The organism is Pseudomonas sp., assembly GCF_049645325.1.
In the GTDB taxonomy this organism is placed as follows: Bacteria; Pseudomonadota; Gammaproteobacteria; order Pseudomonadales; family Pseudomonadaceae; genus Aquipseudomonas.
On record NZ_JBARTQ010000230.1, the window covers coordinates 1 to 4,096 of the forward strand.

Annotated in this window: 4 protein-coding genes; all 4 read right to left on the minus strand. The window is 59.4% G+C overall.

The genetic code is table 11. The features are described from left to right. Positions 1 to 194: 194 nt before the first annotated feature. Positions 195 to 1,217: an ABC transporter permease gene (locus tag WBB95_RS09960; protein WP_003173541.1), complete on the minus strand. Its 1,023-nt coding sequence runs from the start codon at positions 1,215 to 1,217 to the stop codon at positions 195 to 197. Positions 1,218 to 1,242: 25 nt separating this feature from the next. Continuing rightward, entirely contained in the window at positions 1,243 to 2,796 is a 1,554-nt protein-coding gene (locus tag WBB95_RS09965; RefSeq protein ID WP_424487427.1) for a sugar ABC transporter ATP-binding protein, read from the minus strand. 63 nt (positions 2,797 to 2,859) lie between these two features. Next, positions 2,860 to 3,789 (minus strand): sugar ABC transporter substrate-binding protein, encoded by a 930-nt coding sequence (locus WBB95_RS09970; RefSeq protein ID WP_424487428.1) that lies wholly within the window; start codon positions 3,787 to 3,789, stop codon positions 2,860 to 2,862. Between the two features lie 49 nt (positions 3,790 to 3,838). Next, complete coding sequence (locus WBB95_RS09975; protein ID WP_424487429.1) at positions 3,839 to 4,024, minus strand: hypothetical protein; 186 nt, start codon at positions 4,022 to 4,024, stop codon at positions 3,839 to 3,841. Positions 4,025 to 4,096: the final 72 nt, after the last annotated feature.

Genomic DNA, 4,096 nt, shown 5'->3' on the forward strand with positions numbered 1-4,096 from the left:
GGCGGCCCACGGATTCAAGCCGGAGTGCGGGCATGCCGAGCCACAGCGAGGCACCGAGTGGAGGGGCAAGAGCGTTTTGCTTACTTTTGACTGGGCCGGCATTCCGGCTCTATCAAAAGTGAGCCGCCGTAAGGGCGGAACCCATAGAGGCCATCACCCAAAAATGGATATGCCCCCCCAAAAAACCCAACACCTCAACGCTTCAGCTTGCGCTTATTCCGATACTGGTCAATCACCACCGCCACCACAATGATCAGCCCCTTGATAATGTCCTGGATATACGCATCCACCCCAACAAAGGTAAACCCGCTCGCCATCACCCCAAGGATCAACGCGCCAATCACCGTGCCCGTGATACGCCCGACGCCGCCCGCCAAACTGGTCCCCCCGATCACCGCCGCGGCAATCGCATCCAGCTCATACGACATGCCCATCCCAGCCTGCCCGGTAGCCGCACGTGCCGACGCCACCACACCCGCCAGCCCCGCCAGCAACCCCGCAATGCTGTAGACAATAATCAAGTGACGCTTGACGTTGATGCCCGACGTCCGCGCCGCCTGCATGTTGCCGCCGATGGCATAGGTGTACTTGCCGTACTTGGTGTAACGCAGCGCGATATGAAAGATCACCGCCACCACCAGAAAGATGATCACCGGCATCGCGCCATGGCCGATGGCCGTGTACGAGTCAGACAGCATGCTCACCGGCTGGCCTTCGGTGTAATAACGCGCCAGGCCACGGGCCGAGACCATCATGCCCAGGGTTGCGATAAACGGCGGAATGCCAGTCACCGCGATGATGCTGCCGTTGATAGCCCCCGCCAACAACCCGACACCCAACCCCATCGCCACCGGGATCCACACCGGCAAATCGGTCAGGCTTGGAAATACCGCGCGCGAAAAGTCGGAAGTCTGCGCCAAACTCGCAGCGATCATCGCCGACAGCGCCAGCACCGAGCCGGATGAGAGGTCGATACCCGTGGTGATGATCACCTGGGTCACGCCAATCGCCAGCAGGCCAATAATCGATACCTGCAAAATCATCAGCACCAGGCGCTGGGAGTTCATCAGGAAGCTCTGGTCACGCACGATCCAGCCGAACACTTCAAACACCAGGCCGATGCCGATCAGCACCAGAAAAATGCTCAGTTCGGTAGGCAAGCGTCGACGGTGCTTGACCGGGGCCGTGGCAGGCTTGTTGTCTGTTATTGCGTTCATAGCCAATCACCTTCTTATTCTGTGTTCAGTGGACTACGGTCATCCCGGAAGCCAGCTGCATGACTTTTTCCTGGGTCGCGTCGGCGCGGTCCAAGGTGCCCATCAGATCGCCTTCGTGCATCACCATCACCCGGTCGCTCATGCCCAGCACTTCAGGCAGCTCCGAAGAAATCATGATCACCGCCATGCCTTCGCTGGCAAGGAAGGAGATCAAGCGATAGATCTCGGCCTTGGCGCCAACGTCGATGCCACGGGTGGGCTCATCGAGGATCAGCAGCCGCGGGTTGGTCATCAGCCAGCGGGCCAGCAAGGCTTTCTGCTGGTTGCCGCCGGACAACGTGTCGATGCACTGCTCAAGGGACGGGGTTTTCACCCGCAGCTTCTTGCACATGTCTTCGCACAGTGCGCGCAGGGCTTTCTGCTGGATAAAACCGTTGCCCGAATAGTGCGGCAGCACGGCCATCTCCATGTTTTCCAGCACCGACAGGCACGGAAACAGACCGCTGAGCTTGCGGTCTTCGGTCAACAACGCAAAACCTTTCTCGATGGCCATGTGCGGGTCGGTGATACGCACCGGCTTGCCGTCGAGGGTGATTTGCCCGCCGCTGCTTGGGGTAATGCCGAAAATGGTTTCCGCCACGTTGGTGCGGCCCGAGCCCATCAGCCCGGCGATGCCGAGGATTTCACCGGCATGCAGGTCAAAGGACACGCCCTTGAACACCCCGTCCAGGCGCAGGTCGCGCACCGACAGCAGCAACTCGCCGATCGGCGTTTCGCGCACCGGGAACAACTGGCTCAATTCGCGGCCGACCATCATCGAGATCAGGCTGTCGCTGTTCATGCTGTCGGCGCGTTGCAGGCCGATGTACTGGCCGTCGCGGAACACCGCCACTTCATCAGCGATGGCAAACACTTCGTTCATTTTATGCGTGATGTAGACGATGCCTTTGCCCTGTGACTTGAGGTCGGCAATGATCGAAAACAGGTGGGCCACTTCCTTGTCGGTAATGGCCGATGTCGGTTCATCCATGATCAGGATGTCAGAGTCGTAGGACACCGCCTTGGCAATCTCGACCATCTGCCGTTCGGCGATGCTCAGGTTGCCCACGTGTTCTTCGGGGTCCAGGTTGATGCGCAGGCGTGCCAGCAATTCGGCGGTGCAGCGGTGCATTTCGCGGTGGTTGACCATGTGCAGGCTGTTGAGTTGCTCGCGGCCGATCCAGATGTTCTCGGCGATGCTCATGTGCGGCATCAGGTTGAGTTCCTGGTGGATCATCGCGATCCCCGCTTTCTGCGCCGCCAACGGCGTTTCAAACACAATCGGCTTGCCACGCAGGCGGATTTCCCCGGCGTCAGGCTGATAAATGCCGGCGATGATCTTCATCAGCGTCGACTTGCCCGCACCGTTCTCACCCATCAGCGCCAGCACGGAACCGGGGCGCACCCGCAGTTGCACATCGGCCAGGGCCACGACGCCGGGAAAGCCTTTGCTGATGTTGACGATTTCCAGCAGGTAGGGTTCTTCCAGCAGCGCGGGCTGGACGCCGGGAGGTTGCGAGACAGTGGCTTGAGCGAGCATATCGGGTACTCCATCAGCAGGGCGACCGTGGCCGCCCTGCCCGCTTATTGTTGTTATGAAGGGCTACTTGAAATCTTTGACGTTGTCCGGGGTGATCAGCTGGAACGGGATCACCACGTTCTGCTCGATGGGTTCGTTCTTGGCCATCTTGCGCGCCGTTTCCACCGACTTGTCCGCCTGGCCCTTGGCATCCTGGAAGGCCGACACCGTCATGTCACCCTTGGTGATCGCGTTCAAGCCGTCCGGCGTGCCATCGACACCCGCAATCAATACGCCTTTCTTGCCCGCCGACTTCAGCGCCATGGACGCGCCGATCGCCATCTCATCATTGTTGGCCAGCACCGCATTGAATTCGCGGCCCTGGGTCAGCCAATCGTTGACCAGGGTCATGCCCTTGTCACGCAACCAGATACCAGTCTGCTCTTGTTCGATCTTGATGCCCGGGTACTTAGTCAGGACTTCCTTCACACCCTTGGTGCGGTTGGTGGTGGAGTTGTTCGCCAGGTCACCCAGCAGGATCACAATGTTGCCCTTGCCGCCGAGCTTTTCGGCGATGTACTGCATTTGCAGTTTGCCGGCTTCGACGTCGTTGGAAACCACCGCCGCGACGCCCGCAGGCAATGTCGGGCTGTCAGGACGACGGTTGACGAACACCAGCGGGATTTTCGCCGCGGTGGCGGCCTTGATGATGTTGGCCGTCGACGCGGTGTCCACCGGATTGACGATGATCGCGTCGACATTCTGGCTGATGAAGTTCTCGACCTGGCTCAGTTGCTTGACCACGTCGGCACGGGCGTCTTCAAACTGCAGCTGCACGCCGTCACCCTTGGGATAGGACTTGGCTTGCTTGTCCATGTCTTCACGCAGGTAGGTCAGGAAGGTGTCATCGAAGGCGGACATGCTCACGCCTATCTTGAGGTCAGCAGCCGAGGCGACACCGCTGGCGAGCAGCATGGAAAGGGCCAGCGCGGTAAAACGGATCGGGGTCTTCATGAACGGTCTGTCTCCACATTCTTGTTGGTTTTGTTGGACGTTACGTTGGTCAGAGCGGGCCTTGCGACGTCGACAGTCGAACAATCGGTGCGCCTGGAATGCAGCAGACCAGGGCGCCTTTGTTTTCGACGCACAGCACATTAAGGAAGGAGAAGTAAAACGGCCGGGCGCGGGGCAGACCGCGTGGCGTATGGGCAGGGCGTAAAACTCGCAGTACAGCGTTGAAGATTTTCATCTGACGGTACCTGGTTGTTTTTGATCTTGTTTTTGTTGAGCCGTGCGAATCGAGTCCGAACGTACTTTATGC